The 23,370-nt window shown below is 48.6% G+C and carries 18 protein-coding genes; 2 read left to right on the top strand and 16 right to left on the bottom strand.

Annotated features, from left to right (window positions below; all coding sequences use genetic code 11):
* Positions 1-77 precede the first annotated feature (77 nt).
* Genes C0033_RS13855 through C0033_RS13845 form a run of 3 tightly spaced genes read right to left on the bottom strand, consistent with a single transcriptional unit; the run spans position 78 to position 5,683 of the window.
* Positions 78-1,583, bottom strand: coding sequence for a sulfatase (locus C0033_RS13855; RefSeq protein WP_103228472.1), 1,506 nt, complete (start codon positions 1,581-1,583; stop codon positions 78-80).
* Between the two features lie 2 nt (positions 1,584-1,585).
* Positions 1,586-4,030, bottom strand: a complete 2,445-nt coding sequence (locus tag C0033_RS13850; protein ID WP_180994735.1) for a glycoside hydrolase family 3 N-terminal domain-containing protein — start codon at positions 4,028-4,030, stop codon at positions 1,586-1,588.
* Between the two features lie 12 nt (positions 4,031-4,042).
* The gene (locus C0033_RS13845) at positions 4,043-5,683 is read right to left on the bottom strand and encodes a sulfatase-like hydrolase/transferase (RefSeq protein WP_103228470.1); all 1,641 of its coding nucleotides are present in this window, start codon (positions 5,681-5,683) and stop codon (positions 4,043-4,045) included.
* Positions 5,684-5,915: 232 nt separating this feature from the next.
* On the opposite strand from C0033_RS13845, the gene C0033_RS13840 reads away from it, so the two are divergent.
* Both C0033_RS13840 and C0033_RS13835 read left to right on the top strand, forming a co-directional pair.
* The gene (locus C0033_RS13840; RefSeq protein ID WP_103228469.1) at positions 5,916-7,145 is read left to right on the top strand and encodes an ROK family transcriptional regulator; all 1,230 of its coding nucleotides are present in this window, start codon (positions 5,916-5,918) and stop codon (positions 7,143-7,145) included.
* A gap of 35 nt (positions 7,146-7,180) precedes the next feature.
* Positions 7,181-7,666 (top strand): hypothetical protein, encoded by a 486-nt coding sequence (locus tag C0033_RS13835; RefSeq protein ID WP_103228468.1) that lies wholly within the window; start codon positions 7,181-7,183, stop codon positions 7,664-7,666.
* 53 nt (positions 7,667-7,719) lie between these two features.
* Here C0033_RS13835 and C0033_RS13830 read toward each other — a convergent pair whose 3' ends face one another.
* The 13 genes from C0033_RS13830 to C0033_RS13770 form a co-directional block, all read right to left on the bottom strand.
* The gene (locus C0033_RS13830; protein ID WP_103228467.1) at positions 7,720-8,754 is read right to left on the bottom strand and encodes a Gfo/Idh/MocA family oxidoreductase; all 1,035 of its coding nucleotides are present in this window, start codon (positions 8,752-8,754) and stop codon (positions 7,720-7,722) included.
* Positions 8,741-9,637, bottom strand: coding sequence for a sugar phosphate isomerase/epimerase (locus C0033_RS13825; protein ID WP_103228466.1), 897 nt, complete (start codon positions 9,635-9,637; stop codon positions 8,741-8,743). Before C0033_RS13825 ends, C0033_RS13830 begins: the two co-directional genes overlap by 14 nt.
* A 47-nt stretch (positions 9,638-9,684) precedes the next feature.
* Complete coding sequence (locus tag C0033_RS13820) at positions 9,685-10,782, bottom strand: Gfo/Idh/MocA family oxidoreductase (protein WP_103228465.1); 1,098 nt, start codon at positions 10,780-10,782, stop codon at positions 9,685-9,687.
* Positions 10,783-11,030: 248 nt separating this feature from the next.
* Entirely contained in the window at positions 11,031-11,942 is a 912-nt protein-coding gene (locus tag C0033_RS13815) for a sugar phosphate isomerase/epimerase (RefSeq protein ID WP_103228464.1), read from the bottom strand.
* Positions 11,943-12,873: 931 nt separating this feature from the next.
* Entirely contained in the window at positions 12,874-13,014 is a 141-nt protein-coding gene (locus C0033_RS27065) for a hypothetical protein (protein WP_180994734.1), read from the bottom strand.
* Positions 13,015-13,025: 11 nt separating this feature from the next.
* Entirely contained in the window at positions 13,026-14,249 is a 1,224-nt protein-coding gene (locus C0033_RS13805; RefSeq protein WP_103228462.1) for an ROK family transcriptional regulator, read from the bottom strand.
* A 223-nt stretch (positions 14,250-14,472) separates the two neighbouring features.
* Positions 14,473-15,423, bottom strand: coding sequence for an oligopeptide/dipeptide ABC transporter ATP-binding protein (locus tag C0033_RS13800; protein ID WP_103228461.1), 951 nt, complete (start codon positions 15,421-15,423; stop codon positions 14,473-14,475).
* A gap of 1 nt (position 15,424) precedes the next feature.
* Entirely contained in the window at positions 15,425-16,423 is a 999-nt protein-coding gene (locus tag C0033_RS13795) for an ABC transporter ATP-binding protein (protein ID WP_103228460.1), read from the bottom strand.
* 13 nt (positions 16,424-16,436) lie between these two features.
* On the bottom strand, positions 16,437-17,255 hold the full coding sequence (locus C0033_RS13790) for an ABC transporter permease (protein ID WP_242984499.1): 819 nt from the start codon (positions 17,253-17,255) through the stop codon (positions 16,437-16,439).
* 44 nt (positions 17,256-17,299) lie between these two features.
* Positions 17,300-18,271, bottom strand: a complete 972-nt coding sequence (locus C0033_RS13785; protein WP_103228458.1) for an ABC transporter permease — start codon at positions 18,269-18,271, stop codon at positions 17,300-17,302.
* 88 nt (positions 18,272-18,359) lie between these two features.
* Entirely contained in the window at positions 18,360-20,018 is a 1,659-nt protein-coding gene (locus tag C0033_RS13780; RefSeq protein WP_180994733.1) for an ABC transporter substrate-binding protein, read from the bottom strand.
* A 420-nt stretch (positions 20,019-20,438) separates the two neighbouring features.
* Positions 20,439-22,163, bottom strand: coding sequence for a 5'-nucleotidase C-terminal domain-containing protein (locus C0033_RS13775; protein WP_180994732.1), 1,725 nt, complete (start codon positions 22,161-22,163; stop codon positions 20,439-20,441).
* Positions 22,156-23,052 (bottom strand): EamA family transporter, encoded by an 897-nt coding sequence (locus C0033_RS13770; RefSeq protein WP_103228455.1) that lies wholly within the window; start codon positions 23,050-23,052, stop codon positions 22,156-22,158. Before C0033_RS13770 ends, C0033_RS13775 begins: the two co-directional genes overlap by 8 nt.
* Positions 23,053-23,370: the final 318 nt, after the last annotated feature.

Here is a 23,370-nt window from a genome sequence, read left to right as displayed (position 1 = left end):
AAAGCTTTCGCTTTTTCGATCCTTCTTTCGATTTTCCGTTTTCATTTCAATCCGGATGATAAATATGCGCCGTCCGGTTACGCATTGACACCGTACCGTTCATAGATCTCAGCCGGAGCGTCATTCTCATCAAATAATTCCTTCATCGCCTTTAAAAGCTCCGCCTTTTTCTCCGCGTCTTCAATCGGCGTCTGCTCCATTGGATCTGAGATCAGATCAAACATCAAATCCGCATTCTCCGACTGTTTTTTGGCGAACCTGCCTCCTGCGCTGCTCTCGATCCTTAGAACCGGCACCCCTTTGGTAAAGGAAAAACCGGAACAAAGGCTGGTGTTTTTCAATTCTTCAGCAGTAAACATGCTGTTCATATGGGTCGGCATCAGCGTGTATTCATAGCTCTTCACATTCAGATCCGCAGCAGCTCTCAAAAGCACATGAGAACCGTCTGTAATTCCCACAGGTCCGGCATGGTAGCCGAAGATCAGATGGCTGCGCACCGGCGCATCCTCCTTAATCACATCAGCTAACGGCTTTCCTAACATATCCCCGGGGCGTTCCAAACCGAAAAATTCCAGAATGGTGGGAGCCAGATCGATGCTCTGCACCAGAGCATTTCTCCGCTCATCTTTCACGCCGCTTCTGGGATCCCAGATGAAGAGAGGGGTATGAACCAGCTCTTCATAATCCGGCATGGAGCCTTTTCCCCACCAGTCATGCTCTCCTAAGAAAAAGCCGTGATCCGTATTGACCACCAGCATGGTATCTTTCCATAAATCCAGCTCATCCATCTTATCCAGAACCCGTCCCAGCTGGTAGTCGCAGTATGACATCAGGGCATAGTATTTGTTTCTCAGCGTGTCGATCTCTTTTTGGCTTTCATTGACCGGAGCGTACTGCGGCCAGTCGGGGCTGTCATAATCGTCCGGGCTTAAAAATCCTGCCATAAAGCTTTCCGGAGAAGTAAACGGCTCATGGGGGTCAAAGGTTTCCAGCTGTAAAAACCAGTTATCATATCCGCTGTTCTTTTCAATAAATTCCAACCCGTCGTCAAAGGTCTTATGCATCGGAAAATCTTCTTCCCCATGAATGCGCTGACGGTTATTCATATTCTGCCATCCGCCTCTCATGCGATTTACCCTCATAAATCCTTGGGCGCTGTCCGGGCTGTACTGGTTAGGGGCTAGTTCGTCCCCATGGGGTGTCAAATCCCCAATCCATGCGTCGCTTTCCTGGCCTCTGAAACATTCCCAAGTGGAATAGCGCCCGTGATAGGTGGCGCCTCCGTCCTGTATGTAGTGGTAATGGTCTGTGGCCAGGCGGGAATGAATGCCGTTCTTTTTTAGGATCTCCGGCATGGAATCGTCAAACGGCTCTACAGGCCCCCAGCTTCTGTGCAGGAAATTCAACCGGCCTGTATGCAGCTCCCTTCTGGCTGGCATGCAGGGCAAACTGCCCACATAGCATTTGTCAAACTGGACGGAATGAGCCGCCAGCCGTTCAAAGTTTGGCGTAGGAACCGGCCCGCCGTTTACCGACATCAGATCCCGTCTAAGGGAATCATACATCACCATAATCGCTTTCATCCTTATACCTCCTCTATTACAGCAGCACATGTGTAGGAACGTTTTCCCATCACATCTTTCTTTTCCCCGGTCAATGCAATTTCTTCCGTATAGTCAATCCGGTGAGCGCTGGTGCCCACCATAAGATCCATGGTTGTGGGCTCCACCACAAATTCCATATCTTCATTATAATACCCCAGCTGGCTTGTTTTCAACCGGAAGGTAACCTTTTTCTTTTCTCCCGGCTCCAGGCTCACCCTCTTAAATCCTGCAAGCTGCTTCACCGGGCGCACTACGTGTGCCTTCTTGGTGCGGTAATAGAGCTGAACCACTTCGTCGCCCTGGCGTTCTCCGGTATTCGCAACCGCACAGGAAACCACAATCGTTCCGTCGGTGGATACTTCCTTCGCCTCCACGGCAAAATCAGATAATTCAAACGTGGTATAGCTCAATCCATGGCCGAAGCAGAACAGGGGCTGGCTGGACTGATCCACATATCCTCCGGTAAAGATCTGGCTTCCCATCGGATTCTTTTCGGAAGCATATCCGCTTCCCATGCGGTGATTGTATGTGACAGGCGTCTGCCCCACGCTTCTTGGCACGGTTGTGGTCAGCTTTCCTCCAAAGTTTCCGGTTCCGTCCAGTACGTCTGCCATAACCTTGGCCGCATACTGTCCCGGCATCCAGGCCTGGATCATGGCGGCCGTATTCTCACATGCCCATGGAAGGGCAAAGATTCCGGGGCCGTAGAGAATCAGCACAATCGGTTTCCCCACAGCGCTGACCGCTTCTAAAAGCTTTTGCTGGACGCCGGGAAGTTCCAGGCTGCACCGGTCCTTTCCTTCGCCTCCGGTAACATTAACCCAGCCGCAGTTTCCGCCGCAGGCCATGACCACCACATCACTCTCTTCGGCCGCCTTTACGGCATCTGCAATTCCTGTCGTATCTTCGTCCGTGATGCCGCATCCCCGGGCATAGGAGACCTGGAAACGGTCTGCCAAAGTTTCTTTTAACGTTCTCGCCCCCATATCCCTGAGGACTTCATTCATATCGCCAATAGACTGTTTTTCTTCTTCTGTCAGCCCTCTTGAAAATGCCGTAAACGGAGTTTCCGTGGACTGTGGATTACCGATCTGTGCCTCATCCGCCATTCCTCCGATGCTGACCTGGTTTCCTGAGCTTCCGGCCGAAAGCATTTCCACATAAGCGGGATAAGTATAACCGCTGACCGGATATCTGAGGTTATCCGCATGTGGCCCCACCACTGCCAGCTTGGTTCCTTTTTTAAGAGGCAGCACGCCGTCATTTTTAAGCAGAACCAGAGATTTTGCTGCGATTTCTTCCGATAAGGCGTTCTTTTTCTCATTGTTCAGCGATTCTTCCACTTTATCCAGGTCTATGTAAGGATGATCGAAGAGGCCATATTCGAATTTCACCTTCAGGACGCGCCTTACCGATTCATCCAGCACCGATTCATCCAATTTTCCGGCCCGAACATAGTCAGGCAGCTTTCTGAACGCATTTCCCACCGGAATTTCCGTGTCTGTGCCCGCTTTCTTAGCCAGATATCCGGCTTCTTCATAGGATTCGGCCATCTTAAAATCTTTAAATATTTTCAAAACTCCCGCTCCGTCGGAAGTCAGGATTCCATCGAATTTCATGGTGTCTCTGAGCAGGTCGTGGGCGATCTTTTTATTGGCCGCCACGCACATTCCGTCGATCTCCGCATAGTTGGCCATCACGGAACTGACGTCTGCCTCCCGCATTGCCGCCTCAAAAGGAGTTGCAAACACTTCGTAAAGTTCCCGGTCCGGAATCCGGCAGACCGCCGTATTGAGCCCGCCCTGTGAATCGGAATATCCCAGAAAATGCTTCGCAATGCAGGCTACGCCGTTTTTCTTGTCCTTCTGCATTCCCTTTACATAGTGAATTCCCATCTGGCTGGTCAGGTAGGGATCTTCCCCGTAAGTCTCATAAACGCGTCCCCATCTGTGGTCACGGACCACGTCGATCACCGGGCTCATGGCTGAATTGATTCCCACCGCCTTGGATTCTTCCGAAATGATGCCGCTCATGGCCTCTGCCAGTTCCGGCTCCCATGTGCAGGATACATTGATCTGGGCGGGAAACAGGGTTCCTCCCTTGGCCGGATATCCGCAGAGATTTTCCGTCTGAAGGGCCACCGGAATTCCCAGCCTTGTCTCCTCCACAAAGTACTTCTGGAGCGTATTGGAAAGAACTGCGATCTTCATGGGATCGGCTACCCCCATTGTGGAATACTGAGTGATGCGGCCATGGCCATGAGGGAATTTCTTCTTTAGCAATTCTGTGGAAGGCATTCCGTTCTGCACCAGATCCATGGGAAGATCGCCGCAAAGCTGGGCCGCCTTTTCTTCCAAGGTCATTCTGCCAAGCAGATCCTCCACCCGCTCTTTTACTGATTTCGTACTGTCCTTATAAATTTCCATCTTATCCATCTCCTATTCTTTTATTTCTTTTTCCCTGACGCTTTCACGCAGTTTTGCAAGATACATATATAACATTCCCTGTTTCATTCCGCCCCGGATCTTTTCTTTTACATCGTCCTCAAATCCCGGCGGACAGTCATTTTTCACCTTAGCCCACAGCATCTCGTCCGTAAAACGTTTGTCATACCGATATGGAACCACATCAGACGTGCGCTGCAGCCAGCGCATCAGTTCCACCTGCATGGCTGCTGTTTGATTCCCATAGACCGGATTGCCGATCTGATTGGCTGTCTCGTAAGGATCTTCCCGTAAATCGTAAAATTCATCCTCACCCGTGATCCGGCTCACATATTTAAAATCCCGGCTCCTGATCATCACAGCTTTTGCGTGGGCGTCTCCATCGGTCTGCGCCATCATCTTAGGCCAATACACAAAATTCACATCCGGGCCTTCAGGGCCTGAGGAATGGTACTCGTCGCAGTGGCTTTCCTCCGGAAGCCTTCCGCCTTCACAGCATACAAACGAACGGTTTTCTTTTGTCCGGTCCGCCGCCACATCCTTTAAGCTCTTTCCGAAATGGGTTCTTCCCGGAACCACACCCGCATAATCCATGGCCGTGGCATAAAAGTCCACCAGTTCCGCCATGGAATCGGTAACTCCGGCATCTATCCCTTCCCCTTTCGGCGGTTTGATTAAAAGGGGTACCCTGGTTAAACAGTCCTCAAAGCTGGACTGAGCCTTTTCGGTGATCCCGTAATCCCCGGCAAAATCCCCGTGGTCGCTGAAGAAGAAGATGGCGCAGTCGTCATAGATCCCCGCTTCCCGAAGGCCGTCGCAAAGGCGCTTAAACTGGTCGTCTATCTTTGCGCACATGCCCAGATAGACCGCCCGCAGCTCATCCCAGTCTTCTTCCGTATAATCGTCCAGTTTCTGATAGTTTCTCAGAAGGGAAAGCATTTTTGATTTATCCCTGCACTCCTCCTCCCGGATTCTGGGCGGAAGTTTTTTTCTGTCGATCATGGAGTAATATGGTTCTTCCACCCCGTACGGCACATGCGGAAATAAAAGGCCTAAAAACAGACATATAGGCTGGTCCTTATCATAGTTTTTGATGAAATTGACTGCCCCGTCCACCGCTTCGTCATCCGCGTTATAATTTTTACCGTTCTCATCCAGGCCAAGCTTTCCGTCAAAATGGGAGTATTTATATTTTTCCTCTTCCTTTAAAGCCGCTTTATCCACAGGTCCCGGAGCTTTCGGCACGTCTCCGCCGTAAAAGATCTGATCCGCATTGGACTCGGCCCAGCCCTCCATCTGCCCGGCAAACAAATCATTTCTGGCATTCATCCAGACGTAATAGCCCGCATCCTTCAGTTCAGAAAACAAATTCTCTTCTCCGGGATGCAGCAGATAGCTCATCGTCCGGTGTCCGTGTACATGGGGATAAAGCCCTGTAAAAAAGCTGCACCGGCTCGGCACGCAAACCGGATTCTGGCAGTATGCATTGCGAAAGGACACCGCCTCCTTCTCTGCAAACTCATCTAAAAAAGGGGTATGAGCCGCAGGATTTCCCATATGTCCCATGGTATCCCACCGCATCTCATCCGGATTAAATATAATAATATGTGGTTTCTTTGTTCTTTGATTTCCCATCCTTCCATTCCTTTCTGTTCTCTTATCGCTTGTTGTCGGAAGCCTGATATCTTATCGCTACGGTTCAGCCTTCCGATGTATGTGCCCTCCGGAAGGCTGAACTGGAACTCCCGGCCGGCGCAGGTCTCAGGGTATGCTTGACTTTGGATATCCTGTTTGCTATACTTTATTTATTAAATTAATTTAATAAATAATTTTTGTACAATTTTCACTATTTATATGGGGGTATGTTATGGAAATTACACCAGGAAATAATCTTCTCAGAGTTAAAGTTTCCAATCAGGCGGCAATCCGCCGGATAATTTATGAATACGGTCCCATTACCCGTGCAGAAATAGCGGAAAAGCTCTCTCTGACGATTCCGACTATTGCCACCAATATTACCAGCATGATCGCATCCGGTTTTCTTGAAGAAGTTCCAGTACCCGAAGGCTCATCCATGAGCCTTGGACGGCGGGCCAATGCAGTCAATATTGTCAGCAGCTCCGGTTATTTCTTAGGCGTCGAATTCCGCAGACAGCTGCGCCATCTCTGCCTCACCGACTATCGTGGTGAAGTGATCTATTCAGAGGTTGATTCCACCGATTATCCCGATTATAATGACTGTATGGGCAATGCCTGCCGGATGATTAATAAGGTTCTCCGCTCAGATATCGTTCCTCCGGATATGATAGCAGGTATCGGAATCTGTCTGGCCGGAATTATCGATCCGGTGAACGGCACCTTGGGAGTGCACCGTCAAACCAATTGGTGCAATAAAAATATTCTGGAGGACGTAAAACGCCTGACTGACTATAAAGGTCCCGTCAGCGTTGAAAATAACGCGCTGGCACGCGCTTACGGAGCACAGCTGTTCCGAAAAGATCTGCTCCGCGATATCCCGTCCTTCATCTATCTGTATATCTTCAACGGAATTGCAAGCCCGCTGATCCTCAACCACTCCGCGATGTTAAGCAATCCGGTGGGGCCCGGTGAAGTGGGCTACATGATCATCGATCCGGGAAGACCGCGGAACGAACTGGGCAGCATGGGCACGTTACAAAGCCTGGCCGGCGAAATAGGCATTGCCAACCAGTGTTTTGAAGCCCTGAAACAAGGAAAGGCGCCGATTCTTAAATCCATCTGCGGCGGTGTTGTAAGGCCCACATTCTTGCAGATTCTAAAAGCCCAGGAAGCCGGAGATCCATTTTCCGATGAAATCCTTTTGAGCGCCGCATTTTATCTTGGAATTGCAGTCGCCAATGTGGACAACCTGATACGTCCCCATTCCATGCTGATTGAGGGGCGGATCTTTTCAAATGAGAAAAACAGAAATCATTTTCTCAATACCATCCGGGAAAACCAGTTCCGTTTAACCGATACAAAAACGCGGCTTATTTTCCTGGATTATGACGACTACAGCGGCGCCAAAGGAGCTGCGGCCGTAGCCATCCGGAATAACCTGGAACTCTATATCAAATAATCGATTATAATATGAAACAGCGAGGAGCCATTGCCATGCAAAAAAAATATTTCGTCAACCCTTTAGAATTTACCGCAGCCTTAACTACAGTCGTCGTATCCGCCGTGCTGGCCTGCAGCCTGATCTTCATCGGCCGCCCCGGGTCCGCCCTGTTATTCATCGTCATCGCCCTGTTATTTTTAAAAGTTTCCCTTACGGCCGGAGCCAAAGTCGCCATCGGCCCCGACGGCATAACCCGGTCGGTTTTAGGAAAGACGGTTCTCTCCTTTACCTGGGATGAGATCGCCGAAGTCGGCGTCGCCGGTTCACGAATCTTTAATAAAGGCAATAAAGAAAAAAGCGGCACTCTCTACATATATTTTTCCAAAACGCCCATGGACGATCAGGAACGGTTTCAAATGATGTTAAAATGGCCGCCAAAAGATAAAATCTATCTGGAACACGATAAATACCGCATGGATTTTATACAAGTTCTGTACGGCAAAACAATCCAAAAATACAATGCCGGCCGTTTAAAATAATGATTGAACGCCCGATTATAAAGGAAGCCCTCACTCTTATGTGAGGGCTTTTCCTATAGCCGCACCTCTCCCTGGATTCTCGCCGATTCATAGATTCCCTGTACAATAGCCAGGGTCTGCTTCGCATCCTCAGGCGTCCACGGCATCTGCCGCCCTTCCCTGAGAGCCTGATAGCACCGGCATATCTGGGTATAATGACAACTGCCCCAATAACTTTCTCCACTCCCGCTTCCATCCGCATCCGGCAATATCTCTTCCTTCTTCCCGTCGTTCCAGCGGATTTCCATCCGGTCATGCGTTAAAACAGCCGTCCCGTTTTCGCAGCTGATGCTCACGTTTATGGGGCTGTTGGTTGTGAAATAGTTACAGGCGTAAAAGGAATAGACCGCTCCGTTATCCAGCCAAATAGCCGCGTCCGCCTCATCTTCCACCTCGATCTCCGTCAGCACCCGCTTTGCAGTATGCCCCATGACCTTAACCGCCTCACAGCCAGTCATATAGCGCACCAGATCGATGGAATGGATGGCCTGGTCTATGATAACGCCTCCGCCCTCTGTCTCCCATCTGCCCTTCCAGTCGCATTCATAGTAACTGGGAGGCCGAAACCAGTTCAGGGTAGAAAAAGCGCCTTTCACCTTTCCAAGTTCCCCGTTTTGTATCAATTCCCGCGCTCTCTGAACGCCGTTTATGTAACGGTTCTGAAAAATAACTCCCAGCTGCATTCCGGTCTTTTTTTGAACCGCAATCAGCTCATCCGCTTCCGTCAGTGTGATGGTAATCGGCTTTTCCGTCAAAACGTTTACGCCGCATTCCATGGCCGCCATCCCATATCTGCCGTGAAGATGATGCGGGAGTAAAATGTGGATCAGATCCGGTTTGATCCGGTTTAAAATCTCTTTAAATTCCGGTATTCCCACCTGGTCTGAAACAGTACAGCCCGGGTGGCCCTCAGCCGCAGCCCGGGCGCGGGCCGGATCTTTATCCATGGCCAGAACCAATTCCATCTCCTGTGAAAGCTTTTTAAATGCGCCTTCATACACTGAGAAAATCCTGCCGCAGCCAATAACCGCAATTCTAAGCTTCTCCACCTGTCTGTTCCCCTTTTCTATAAAGATCTGCCATATCCTGAAGCCCTCTCAAATAATTAATGGCTCCCAGATAGCTGTTCTGGTCGAAATTACCGATTTCATATTCCACAATGGCCCATGCGTCATCCTTTAACTCATTTTTCAGTTCACGGATGAATTCCGGATACCCCATCTTGCCCGTACCAAGATCGATAAATCCTTTGTGAACCTGGTTAAATGTATCTTTTACCGGATCAGCAGCCGCCTTATAATCCCTCAAATGAATATAATCAAACCGGCCCGGATATGTTTTAATCAGCTCCAGCGGCTGATAGCCTGAAACTGCCGCCCAGCCGGTGTCCAGCGCGAACTTCAGATCCGGCGCATAGTCGGCCAGAGCAAACCAGATCAGCCCGTTGTCTGCAAACTCCCAGCTGTGGTTATGGTAATGAACCTGCACTCCATAAGTGTTCTTAATATCTTTAACGATGTCATTTAAAACAAAGGCCATCTGCTTAACCGTCTCCTTGTCATGAAGCTGCGGCATTGGCGCACCGGCTGCAATCGGCAGATCCCGTATCTCCTCCATGGGCACCATGCCGGTAGCAATGACATTTTTATTTTTAAGCGGTGCTACGAATTCCGCCACCGCTTCCAGCGCTTTCTTAGCGGCCTGAGGATTTTCCAGTAAATCCGTCAGTTTAAACTGATTGCAGTGCAGCCCGGCCAATTCCATCTGATTCTCTCTAAGAACCGTTTCCAGCTCTTCCCTGCGCTCCAAGCCGAAGAATCTCTGTCCCAGTTCGCATCCCTCTGCGCCTGTTTTAGCCAGTGTACCGATTATCTTCTGAGGATCACTGCCAACCTCTGCTCCATATAAAACGCAATGTGCTCCAAATCTCATGATATTCTCCTTTTCGTCCGATTAAAAATCCGAAATTCTGCTTCCTGTTAAAACAACTTTACGGTTTCTCCTGTATCTGCCGATCTTTGGGCCGCCTCCAGCACTTCCTGAATATAACGTCCCCGCTCAAAGGTCAGCTGTGTACTCCTCTTTTTCTGGATGGTATCCAGAAATTGACGGATTTCATAATAGAAATTAATGGCCATATGCTCTCTTGGAGCCGCCGCATCCGGTCCAAAACATTCTTCCGGTACCGGAACCACTTCAGGAGCCGACTTATATCCGCCGTCCTGATCCTTTAACTGCAGGGTCAGTTCGAATGGTCTGGCGCCGTTGAATATCATTTTTCCGCCTGCGCCGATGATTTCCAGCATGAAGACAGCGCCGATCCGGCTGGCGGTAAAGTTATAAAGAGTCCCCTTTTCCGTCCGGCAGGTCCAGCAGGCCACATCGTCATTGGTAACCTTACCCATAACTCCCGGATTTCTGATCTCTTCCCGCTCTTCAATCAGAATATCCTGCATACATTGAACTTCCCTGATCTTTCCGCAGGAATCGCGAAGCAGATAATCGCAGATATCTATCATATGGCTTCCAAAATCAGCCAAAGCGCCCGGGCCGGACAAATCCTTCTGCATCCTCCACTCCAGTTTGACATCAGGATTTGCAATGCGGTCCCCTCCCTGCTCTTCTCTTACAAAGAACACCTTGCCGATCTTTCCTTCCTCAATCAGCTGCTTCATATAGACAAATCCCGGGATATCCCGGTAGCAAAGTCCGATCATCGCCACCTTATCCGTCAGCTTTGCATATTTAACTGCCTCTTTGCATTCCTCTTCCGTAGGTGCAAATGGTTTCTCGCAAAGCACATGGCAGCCTGCCTTTAAAGCCGCAACCGCTAATTCCACATGGGTAGCATTGGGGGTACAGATGCTGACCGCATCGCAGTTTTCAAAAACTTCCTGCTCACTCTGACAGACTTTCGCATCCTTTAATTCAAACTTATCAATATAATTCTGAGCGCGCTCAGGAAGAATATCATAAACCGCGGTGATCACCGCATCTTCACAAAGCTTATAAGACCTGATGTGAAATCCTGCAATACCTATTGTGTTTCCTACTCCGATAATACCTATACGAATCATACTTATTCTCCTTTATTCTTTATACTTTATTCTTTATACTTTATTCTTCATTCTTTCAGGCGGCCCGCCGTGTATATGGCAGCTATTATTTATAAGTATTCGTAACGATTCAAAGGGGGCATCTTCTTGCATGCCCTACGGCCATACAAAAGCTGGGAGGTTCCTCCGATGTGAATATTGATACAAAAATCCGCTTACAAGCAAGCTTGACACTGATTTTTGTATCAACATTCCCGCCCTTTGAACAATTACAAATACTGGTTTAAAAACTCTCTGGATTTTAAAATCCCCTCTGCAACCGCTTCCAGGCTTCCTTCGTAATCTTTATCCTCATGTTCAATGCTGATGGTTCCGTTATAATTAATTTTCTTCAATTCCCCAAACATCCGGTTCCAGTCAATTTCTCCGCGTCCCGGTATCCGGTAATTCCACCAGCTGAAATCCGTCAGAATCCCAGTACGGCTCAGCTGTTTGCGGTCGATCGCGGTGTCCTTGGCATGGAAATGGAAGATGCGGTCTGCAAACTCCTGAACCGGTTCGTACGGATCCATCATTTCCCACACAAGATGGCTGGGATCATAGGCCAGGCCCACCATGCCACTGTCCAGCTTTTCGAAAATCCGATGCCACATCACCGGAGAGATGGCTATATTTCCCATCAGCGGACAATTCTCAAAACAGATCTTCACGTTCTTTTTTTCCGCCAGCTCCAAAACCGGATTAAATGTCTCCAAAAATTTTTCCATACTCCTAACAGGGATTCTCCGTATCATATTTCCCCTGTCCTTCACCGCCGGATCGCGGTCGTAGATTCCCTCTTCTATGGTCTTGTCAATGCCGGTGGATGTAATAACCTTTTCGATTCCCAGCTTCCCTGCAAATTCGATCCTTCTCTTCAGCTGAGCGATATGCTCTCCCGCCTCCGCCTCATCGCTGCTCAGATAATTTCTACAGTAAATCAATGCCGTAATATTGATCTTTCCTTCTGAAAGCACCTTCTCATAAACCGCTTCATCCAGCACCAGCGACGGCCCGCACTCCAAATCCGAAAACCCATGTTCCACAGCCCAGTCCGCAACCTGGTCAAGGCTTTGGAATTCTTCGCTCGTCTGCCGCCTGGCCTCTTCCACAAGACTATTCGTTAAAAAGCCCAGTCTCATACCTTTTCTCCTCCTCAATCCCGTTCTATATAATTAATTTATTTAATTAATTATATGTTAGCACTGTCGTCCAGTGTAGTCAAGCCTAAAACAACTTTATTTGTACAAAAAGGTGAGTGTGGCAAATCTTTATTTAACTGGCTAAGGTACGCCGGAAAGAAGGGGGAACCTGGGCGGGCGGCGGAACTAATAAGGAATAGGGGATCGTTTGCAGACCCTAAGAGGTACTAAGGCCGCCAGAAACGGAAAAAGGCAGAGCGGCGCCCATTCGCTGTGAACTCCTGATGACTTCACTGCTCAAGGGGCGCCTCAAATACTGATTCGGTATTCAGTATTTGTCTGCCTTTTTCCGTTTCTGCCGGCCAAGTACCTCTAAGGGTCTGCAAACGATCCCCTATTCCTTATTAGTTCCGCCGCCCGCCCAGGTTCCCCCTTCTTTCCGGCTGTTGCTTGGCTAGCTAAGGAAAAAAAGATTTGGGAGATAGAGTAGTTTTTTACATCAACCGTGAAGGAATTTTCAGAAATGCCTTGAAGATTTAATGTAAAGGGTGAGGTCTTTACGCTAAATGCCTTGACGTTTAAAGTAAAACATGAAAGCATTTCTGAAAATCCCTTAACGATCTGTGTAAATGTGATTCTACATAAATACCTACGCACCAATATTGTTTTTAACCAGGCCAGCGAAAACCAGCCCGGAATCGGGATTCGGAGCCGGGAGACGAAGGGCGGAGGGGCCGTCCGGGCCGGGGAAGGAAGATGCAGTCAGATCGGATCGTATGGAACCCCTTTAAAACATCTTAGGCCCGTAAGGGCAGAACGAGGCAGGTAGAAACTGATTTCCGTGTCAGTTTCTAAGGCGCCCTTGAGCAGCGAAGTCATAAAGAGTTCACTGCGAATGGCGCCGGCCTGCCTTGTTCTGTCCTTACGGGCCTTAGTTGTTCTTAGGGGCGAATCCCGAATCCGATCTGGCTGCATCTTTCTTCCCCGGCCCGGACGGCCCCTCCGCCCTTCGTCTTCCGGTTCCGAATCCCGATTCCGGGCGTACCTTTCCGCCAAATCCGTTAAATAACAATTTATTATACTTTAAAGATGGCCGGCCAGCAGTTCCTGAACTACAAGGGCACAGCATCCGCGGGCTCCCGTATAACGGTTTGCATCCATATATTGCACTTCTACGTCCAAATGATTGCGGAAATAATTATGTTCATAGATAACCTGATCGAGATACTTTTTCAGCACCCGTCCGTTAAACAGGGCGCAGTCTACAATTACAAGCTGAGGGTTCAGCAGGTTGATAATGTTGGCAATGGAAATCCCCATGTAGCGGATGGCCGGAAGAAGCGCTTTTTTCAGCTCATCGTCTCCCATATCGACCGCATTCACAATCTCCTCCATCTCCGGATGCTGAGGATCTTCACAGATATCTTTCAGCTGTTTTGCCTTTCCCAGCGAAAGCTGCTCCCTTGCAATATCCTGAATCGCAATTTCACCGCTGAAGGTCTGAAGACACCCCCTCTTTCCGCAGGCACAGAGCGGCCCGTCGATATCCATGATCGTATGTCCGATATCTCCGGTTCCAAAGTGTTCGCGTCCAAACGGCTCTCCATCCGACATCACACAGCAGGAAATTCCCATCTGGGCAAAATAATACAGATATACATCCGGCCTGTTTTTCCTTTCGAACATGTCCTGTCCGATGGCGCGCGCCCTCACATGATTCTCCACAAAAACCGGATGATTTAACAGCTCCTCCAGATCCTTTTTAACCGGCAGGTTCTGCCAGTCGGTGCCCGACATGGAGCCACAGACCAACATACCGTTTTGAGAGTTAACCATACCCGGAGTAGCCCATCCGATTCCGATGATGGACTCCTCATCGATCTCATTTTCCCTTATGATTTCATCCACGCAGGCCTTTGTTTCCGACAGCATGTCTTCGTAACTCATACCTATGGTCTTCAGCCTGTGTTTTTTTGTGGCAATCTGCTTACCTCGCAGATCAGAAATGCACAGGATAACACCGATAGGGTTCCATTCAATCCCCAATGCATATCCTGCCGTCTCCTCAATATCAATGGCAGACGCTCTTCTTCCCAGCGCATTTCCCTGTTCCTTTAGCGGCACTTCCTTTAAAATTCCTGTATCCAGCAAAGATTTTATAGTGGTCGTCACCGTCGGCAGCGCTACCTCCAACTGTTTGGCAATCTCGCTGCGCGCGATTGGCCCCTCTTTATAAATCGTCCCCAAAATGGCGGCGTAATTATCCGCTTTCATTCTCGTCTGATTCAGCCCTGATTTTACGTTCAAATGTCTACCTCCTCGACCTTACTTCCTTTAAAGCTATTATAAACACATTTTTCTCTCTTTGCCAGCCTAACCTTCTATTCGCTTCTAATTTTCCAAGCTCCGATCTGAAAAGAATCCTGCACGGAGGTTTTTTATACCATCAGAATACGTTCCTATCATACAAAAAGGCCGGACAGCGCACAAATTTGCACCGCCCGGCCGTCTTCTATATAATAGGTATTGATTAATTTACCTCATGCACCCTGCAGCAGGTTACAAAATGTCCCTTTGATACCTCTTCCTGTTTCTGCGGTTCATGGCAGGCATCTGCCGCATACGGGCAGCGGGCTGCAAACCGGCAGCCGGGTTTCGGATTAATCGGGGATGTGATCTCCCCTTTTAATAACTCCCGTTTTGTCGGATGATGGATATCCACAGACGGAATGGCCGAAAGCAAAGCCTTGGTATATGGATGAAGCGGAGTTTTAAAAAGCTCTTTGGAAGAACATTTTTCCACCACCTGTCCCAGATACATCACGCAGATATCATCGGAAATATGGCGCACCACAGACATATCGTGGGTTACAAACATATAGGTGAGGCCGTGATCCATCTGAAGCTTCTTTAACAGGTTTAAAACCTGGGCCTGGATGGAAACGTCCAAAGCGGATACCGGCTCGTCGCACACGATAAACTTGGGATCAAGTGCCAAAGCCCTGGCGATTCCCACACGCTGTCTGCGGCCGCCGTCCAATTCATGAGGATATGCCTTTTGAAGGCGCTCATCAATTCCGACCAGTTCCATCAGTTCCCTTGTCCTGTCCTCGGTTTCTTTTTTGGAAAACCGTTTGGAAACCATAAGCGGTTCCCTGACCGTGCTGTCAATGGATTTTCTCGGGTCCAGGGAAGAATACGGGTCCTGGAAAATGATCTGCATCTTCTCACGGGCCAATTTCAACTCTTTTCCGGTGACTTTGGTCACATCCTGGCCTTCCAGTAAGATCTTACCGGACGTGCTTTCGTGAAGGTGGATGATGGTTCTTCCCAATGTAGATTTTCCGCATCCTGACTCGCCTACAACGCCCAGGGTCTTTCCCGCTTCAATCGTAAAGGTAACGTCGTCGACTGCGTGGAGAAGCCCTCTTGGAGTCTGGAAATATTTTTTTAAATTCTGAACTTCTATTACCGGTGCCATATCAACCCTCCTGCTCTTTGATCTCACCTAAACGGCAGCAGCGGCAATCATGGCCGTCTTCTGTCTTACAGATGGAAATCGGTTCCTTACGGCATTCATCCGTGGCATATTTGCACCGCGGGCTGAACGCACATCCTTTGGGAAGATCTGTGGGATCGGGCGGAAGCCCCTCGATGGGGTGCAGCCAGATCTCATCCTCATTCATATCCGGAATTGCGCCAAACAGGCCGATGGTGTACGGATGGGACGGATGGTCAAAAATCTGCTCTTTTGTGCCGTATTCCACAATATTTCCGGCATAGATAACCGCCACATCGTTGCAGACCTGGGCGACAACGCCCATATCATGAGTGATCAGCAGCATAGCCGTATTATATTTTTTCTGTAAATCCCCAATCAGGTCCATAACCTGAGCCTGAATGGTCACATCGAGAGCCGTTGTGGGCTCATCCGCCAAAAGCAGATCCGGGTTGCAGGCCAATGCGATGGCGATCACCACACGCTGCTTCATGCCGCCGGAAAACTGGTGGGGATATTCATAATAACGTTCTGCCGGGATTCCTACGATTTCCAGCATTTCTTTCGCCCTGGCTTCACAGTCGGTTTTTCCGTCATTATGGAGGCGGATTACCTCTGCAATCTGCTCTCCCACCCGCTGAACCGGGTTTAATGCGGTCATGGGGTCCTGGAATATCATGGACACTTTATTACCGCGGATTTTTCTCAGATCGTGTTCCGGCATAGCCAGCACGTCTTCACCGTCCAGCCAGATCTTTCCGCCTGCAATCTTACATCCGATATCCGGTAAAATCTGAAGGATTGATTTTGCGATCGTTGTCTTGCCTGCGCCGGTTTCCCCGACAAGACCCAACGTCCTGCCCCTTTCCAAATTAATGGAAACGCCGTTAACGGCATGGACAATCTGGTCATCCGATTTATATTCCACCACAAGATCCTTTACGGAAAGGAACGGCATATTGTTTTTTGTATTTTCAGACATCATTTTCCCCTCCTTAATTCTTTAATTTCGGATCCAGCGCATCTCTGAGCCCGTCGCCCAGCAGATTCAATGCGAGAACGGTAACTGCAATTGCCAGACCTGGGAATATAACAAGATGGGGAGCCTGGCGGATAAACTGGCGGGACGCGGACAGCATAGCTCCCCATTCCGGTGTGGGCGGCTGTACGCCAAGGCCGATAAAACTCAGACCGGCTGCCATTGTGATGGTCTGCGCCACTCCCATGGTTGCCTGTACGATAATTGGAGAAATACAGTTGGGAAGCAGATGGTTGATAATGATGCGGCATTTGCTGCAGTTGATGGACTGTGCGGCTTCGATGTATTCATTGTCCCGCTCCTTCATCATCTGAGCGCGGAGCATACGGGCCATACCGGGAATGCTTCCCACGGACATGGCGATAATCGTATTAAAGAAACCGGGCCCCAAAACAGCAGATATAACAATCATAAGAAGCATGCCTGGAATCGCCTGTACAATATCCAGCAGACGCATAATAATGTTGTCTACCTGTCCGCCGAAATAACCGGCCACCGCCCCAATGCAGATACCAAAGGTTGCGGAAATCGCCACGGCAATAATTCCGATGGAGATGGAAAACCTTCCTCCATAAAGGACGCGGCTGAAAATATCACGCCCCATATCGTCACATCCGAAGAAATGAGCTGCAGAAGGCCCCGAAAAACAGTTCATCATATCCATGGCCGTATAGTCGTAAGGAATAATCCATGGGGAAAGCAGCGCCAGAACCAGCTCTACCACCAGAACGGCCAATCCAAACATTGCCACCTTATTCTTTTTTAACTGTTTCATCACACGGGCAAATTCGGTCTGCCTTTTTCTCGGTTTTTCAGAAGTCATTTCTTCACCTTCTTTCCTTTTTTTGCAGATGAGTACTGCGCCTTGATACGCGGGTCCACAGCTGCATAAAGCAGATCGATTAACAGCATCATAAGGCTGAATGAAATAGCAAGAATGATCGTTCCGCCCTGAACAATCGGATAATCACGGTTGTTAACCGCACCGATGATATAAGTTCCCATGCCGGGAATGGTGAAAATCGTTTCAATGATCATGGCTCCGCCTAAAAGACGTCCGAATGAGGTGCCCATCATGGTAATAATGGGGATCAGTGCATTTTTCAGCGCATGCTTTACGATTACCGCATTTTCCGGAACTCCTTTGGAGCGGGCTGTGGTAATGTAATCCGCCCGGATCACGTCCAGCATGGAAGAACGGGTCTGCCGGGCACAGTTGGCAAGAGCACCTGCGCAGTTGGCAATTGCGGGAAGAACGTAGTATTTCAGCCCTGCAATTCCGGTTCCGATACCCATGGCCGGAAGCCACCCCAGCTTGACGGAAAACAAAAGCACCAAAAGAAGGGCCAGCCAGAAGTTTGGAATCGCAACGCCGATCAAAGCTAACACCATGGATACGTGATCCTGCCACCGGTTCTGGTGGGTTGCCGCCATGATACCAAGAGGAATGCCAAGGCCAAATGCAACCACTAAGGTTACGATGGTAAGGGTCAGAGTCCTCGGCATACGGTCCATAATCGTGGAGATAATATCCACATTCGTAATCCAGGATTTTCCAAAATCAAAGTGAATAAATACATCACTCATGTATGTAGCAAGACGCACAACAAAAGGCTTATCAAGGCCCAGTTCAACTCTCTTTGCCACCAGGTCCGCCTCTGTGGCAGTCGTGCCGAGAATAATCTCCGCCGGGTCGCCCGGGCAAAATGTCATCATGGTAAATACCAGGATGGTAACGCCGAGGACAATGGGAATCATCCATAATAATCGTTTTCCTATATATCTGAGCATAAGTCCCCTCCAAGTTGATTTCCAGAAAGAAACCATTTTTAAGAGATCGGTGAGAAGGCTGGCTCCTCACCGATTATTTCCTAGTTTCTTATTCAGTAAACTGGCAGGCTGCCGGGTTTACAAAGTTTGTCAGTCCGCCTCTCACCTCTTTAACAAGGCCGGCGTCACCGCGCCAGATCGTAAAGGACTGTGGGTTTACAAGGCCGTATGCAATGGCGGATTCTTTGATATAGTTATGAACTTCGTCAATATTTTCATCCGTAAATCCGTCTACGGTCCAGGTTTTGTACAGCAGTTCAGCTAATTCATTGTCATGACGGCTTGTTGCATCTCCGGTTTCATAAGCGGCCGGGTCATAACGGATGCTCCAGTGATCCGGAAGGTAAGTTCCACCGATGGTATTTAAGAACATGTCATATTTGGTTCCATCCAGACGGATTGAGGTCAGAAGAGCCATATCCACGCTGTAAAGTTCTGCTTTGATGCCTACCGCCTGTAAATAGTTCTGAATCATCTGAGCCAGTCTTGATACAAATGTGCTGGATGAGCAGAGAATTGTTAAAGTCTCTCCGTTATAGCTGGATGCTGCCAGCAGTTCTTTGGCTTTATCCGCATCATATTCATAGTAAGGTTCATTTTTCCATTTCTCAAGGAATCCGATTCGGTCAGGAGGGCATACATCCCACATCTGGGTGCCGTAACCGGAGCAGAGGCCTGTGATCAGTCCCTGTGCATCGATGGCATAGCAGATTGCCTGACGCAGATTCTGGTCTTCTGCAACCACACGGCTGTCGGCGCCGGAGAAGAACATCTCCCATCCCTGCTGTCCGTCTGTCAGATTAACCACAAACTGATCATTTCCTACGAACTGTGCTCCTGTGGAAGAATCCACATCAATACCTAACTGAATCGTGCCTGTCTCAAGCGCAATACCAAGCTGGGAAGCTTCTGTGATAATGCTGTAATTTAACTCTTTTACCAGAGGTCGCACACATTCAGGAAGAGCTTCGATATCGGTCTGCCAGTAGTCGTCACGCCTTGTAAAACCGATGCTGTTTCCCGGTGTGAACTCAGTGCATTCATAAGCGGAGGTTGTAACCGCTTTTGTGGCAAATTCATCGGAACTGGCTTTATAGGCTTCTTCAGAAATAATCTTCGTATCAAATAAAAGTGCTTCAAACGCGCCGACGATATTGGTCGTAAGCTTTACGTCAAATGTATAATCGCCTGTTTTAGTAACGCTCTCCACCTTGCCGAAGTTAGGCATCAAAGCCTTCTCTACAGCGGTGTTGATATACCAAACGACATCGGAAGCCGTGATCTTATGGCCTTCGCTGTCCGTAATGTTGTCCCAGATTTCCACGCTGTATGTATATCCTCCGTCCTTTGTCTCCCAGGACTTAGCCGCCCATGGTTCCATCTCTCCGCTGGCCGGTGAAAGGATGGCAAGGGATTCAAACAGATTTATAAGATAAGGTGCGTTACGTCCTGTGTTGGACCGGAAGCAGGTAAGGGAGTCGATGGAGACGCTGTATCCAACGCTCAAAGCCTTGTTTCCAAGCGTGCTGCTGGCCGCAACCGGTTCTGTCTCCGGAGCTGCAGAAGCGGATTCCGCCGCCGAAGATGCTGCCGCCGTACTGCCGTTACTGCTGGCCGCCCCTTTAGAGCCGCCGCATCCGGCTACGGAAGCTGCCATAATAGTTGCCGCTAACACAAGAGAAGTCAGCCTGCCGATATTTCTTTTCATATAATTTCCTCCTTTTGCCAATCCCCCGTCTTGTCGCCTGCCAACTGCCGGCTGAAACATACAACGGATTCATTAAGCTATTTAATTTTTTAATTTAATTAAATAATAGCATAGGTTTTTTTTGCTTACAACGTCAATTATCACAATAATTTTTTAATATTTTTATCACATTTTACCAATTTTTCATGCCTTATATTTTTTCATTTCCCTGACCGCCCTTTCTGCCATTCCGGCTCTTTCTATCATCTATTCGGATTTTTTAATCCGGTTTGTTACGATCCCCGGGGCCGTGAATCGTAACCCCGGTTTAAATAAAACAAGGCGGGCAGACTGAGACCGGGCAGCAAAGAATCCTTTTACTCGATTCCCTGCTGTCCGGTCTCAGTCTGCCCGTCCTGCTCTCTTTTTCTAAATATACAATTATCTCATCATTTCATTCAATCTAAGCTGCTGCCCCGGGTAAATATAGTCTGGATTTTTAATCTGATCCATATTCAGACTATAAATCGCAGTCCAGAGCCGTCCATCTCCCAACTGTTTTTTGGCGATCCGGTAAAGCGAATCCCCTTTTTGAACTGTATAATATGGATTTTTATTCCGGACTTCTTCCAGATTCTGATTCACTTCCACAATTCTTCCTTCAACCCGGATATTCACCACGCCGGCATTTTTAATATAGTTAATAAGAATCTCCTCTAATGAACCATATTCGCCTTCAACCGGCAGGTTCGAAAGCATTGTATAAGAATCCCCGCCCGACATAATATAATCATTTGCAGCAAATAAATAAGTTTGATTTTCGTCCAGCGCCTTTCCCTGAACCGTTACCGATTGAACACGGCTTCCGGCCGGCTTTGAACTGTCAAAGGAAACCGTTACACCCGACAGCTGAGGAAATCCACCCTTTTTCTCCGGATATGTATCAAATCCCGCTTCTAAAAACTCCTTTAAGACTTTTCCGCTAATCTTCTTCGTCACCACATAATTTCCAAAAGGAAATACCGATACCAAATCCTTCTTGGTTATTTCTCCCGCCTGCACCGTCGCGCGGATTCCGCCGCCATTAATCATGGCGATGTCAGCTCCGGTTTCTTCTCTTATAGCATCTGCAGCCAAGTTTCCCAGATTGGTTTCTTCCCGCCTCACATGCATGTATTCACCATCTAAAACCACATCCGTATGCCCAATCACTTCGGCTAACATTGCGTCCTGTTCCTCTTGTATCTCTTTAGCAGCCTGGCTGATTAAGTCATCCTGTTCTGTGAACTCTTCCTGCGTTACAAGAACCGCTGTTTTACTTCCATCCGCTTTAATTGTTACCACTCCAACTGCCTGCAGATAATTACCGGTGCTGGCAATAAGCGTATCTCCTGCCCATAAACCGTCTTTTAAATAGGTGTGGCTGTGGCCATCTATGATAACATCAATGCCTTCCACCTGTTTCGCAACCATTTCAGTCGTATACTCGCTGTTTTCAAGCAAACCTACATGGGCCAGCGCGATTATATAATCCACTCCTGCCACTTTCAGTTCCGTTACCTGCCGCTTTGCAGCTTCAACCGGACTGTCAAACCGAATTCCCGCCACATTATCGGGCTTGGTTTTTGTGGATGTTTCAGGCGTCGTCAGGCCAAATATACCATATTTTATACCGTTTTTTTCAATAATCGTGTTGGCCGGAAGCAGCGTTTTTCCAGTATCCTTTATCATTGCATTGGCAGAAATCAAAGGATAATCCATCTGTTCTGAAATCTCCGCCAGATAATCGCTTCCATAGTTAAAGTCATGATTTCCCGGTGTCATGGCATCGTATCCGGCCATATTCATCAGTTTTACCACGCTCCCGCCTTTCGACAGCGTAGCAAACGGAAGGCCATGCAGGGTATCGCCGGCATCCAGCAAAAGTACATTTGCCCCTGCTGCTTCATATCTCTTTTTCAATGCGCTGACAGCAGCAAATCCCATCACCTTGTTCCCGCCATCTGCCACACCGCGCCCATGGCTGTCGTTGGTATGAATAATTACCGTCTGGCCGGACATGCTTCCTTCTATCGGTATTGTCCATTCTGACGCATATCCTGTAAATACAGTCATTAAGATTAAAAATGCTGCAATCACACAGCTTAAAGCTCTCTTCCTACTCATCATACCACCCCTTCTTTTTCTGCTTTGTATTAATAAGAACGATGGCCCCGATTACCAGAACCACGCCGATCCCTCCGGACAATTGAAGACATTCCTCATAAAGAATCACTCCCACAAAGGTTGCCACCACCGGTTCAATAGAGGAAATCACAGACGCCATCCCCGTTTCCATATGAGAAAGCCCCAGCGTATATAAAATATAAGGCGCCACCGTCGTCACAAAGATCCAGAACAACGCATTCCCGATCTCCCCCGGATTTCCTTTAAAACAGCCCATAATCCCAGGCACGCTGATAAACGGCAGAACCCCAATGCTGGCCGAACCAAATGTCCACAGCGTAATCGTAAGAGACGAATATCCCCTCATAATCGCATATCTTCCAAAAATGCTGTATAATGCATATCCCACACCAGCTCCTAATCCGGTCAAAATGCCGGCTGCACTCATCCCTTCAGCACCGCCCGTTCCTCCTGTCACAAGCACGCATCCCACAAACGTAATCACCAGCGCCGCCGCTTTCTTCCCGGTAAACCGTTCTTTAAACAGCACCGCGGACAACACCATTACAATCGAAGGCGCCGTATACAGCAAAATCGCCGCCGTAGATAGCGACGTCAAAGAAATGGTTTTAAAATAACAATAATTAAAAAATACGATACTGCAAATCCCCGTCCCAAGAAAACACCAAATATCTTTCAAATGAACCCGAAAAGCCTTACGGTCAATCACCATTAGTCCCGCCGCCATGCAGAGAAACGTCACAAATGCCCGAACCGCCACCACTTCCATGGACTCCAGACCAATCTTATTCAAACTTCTAACCAGAATCCCCATACACCCCCATAGGCTTCCGGCAATCAAAATAAACAAAGGAGCCGCCTTCTTCATACAAATTCCACCTCACCACTTATCATCTGCAACCTACGTATTATACCACCCCTCCTCCCCCCTTACAACTATCCTGATGGGGTAAATCTTTATTTAACTGAATAAGAAACGCCGGAAAGAAGGGGGAACCTGGGCGGGCGGCGGACATAGAGAACGACAGGGGATTCGGGTTACGACCCTAAGTGATACTAGGCCGCCAAGAGCGGAAAAAGGCAGCGCGGCGCCATTCACGATGAACTCTTTATGACTTCATCGTTCAAGGGCGCCTCAAACACTGATTCGGAATTCAGTATTTGTCTGCCTTTTTCCGTTCTTGCC

It is taken from the genome of Clostridium sp. chh4-2, from assembly GCF_002899675.1.
Lineage (GTDB): Bacteria > Bacillota > Clostridia > Lachnospirales > Lachnospiraceae > CHH4-2.
This window is presented reverse-complemented; position numbering and strand designations above follow the sequence as displayed.